Here is a 472-nt window from a genome sequence, read left to right on the forward strand (position 1 = left end):
GACCGTGTCCACCTGAACATTGTGTTTGCCGTGCCAAGTCAGGGCGCGCATGGGAATTCCTTCCTGGATCAGAAATGACGGTCGGCGCGCGGCGCCGCGTCAGGAGCCTTGGACGTCGAGATTTCGCCCGTCTCCATCAGCTGTTTGAAACGTCGCAGCTCGCGCCGGGCCTGGACCCGGGGCTCGCGCTGCATCACCTTGGCGACCAGTTTGCCGACGGCGCCCGCCGGCGGATCGTAGCTGATCAGAACACGGACCTCGGTGCCTCGGCCGAAGGCGTTGTCGCGAAACGCGATCCAGCCCTCGTGATCGACATCGCTGTCCTCGGTCGACCGCCAGGCGATGTATTCGCCGGGACGATCTTCAATGATCTCGCTGACAAGTTCGATCTCCGCACCGGCGGGGCCCGCGACGGTCCAGCTGGATCGGACATCGTCCAGAACATCGACGGACTTCACGTTCTCCATGAAGC

At 63.6% G+C, this 472-nt stretch carries 1 protein-coding gene; it reads right to left on the minus strand.

The window, feature by feature from the left end; all coding sequences use genetic code 11:
* Window positions 1-68: 68 nt before the first annotated feature.
* The coding region (locus JWG43_RS20745) for an SRPBCC family protein (RefSeq protein ID WP_205244317.1) at window positions 69-472 on the minus strand (404 nt) is incomplete at its 5' end.

Source organism: Desulfobulbus alkaliphilus, assembly GCF_016918545.1.
Classification (GTDB): domain Bacteria; phylum Desulfobacterota; class Desulfobulbia; order Desulfobulbales; family Desulfobulbaceae; genus Desulfobulbus; species Desulfobulbus alkaliphilus.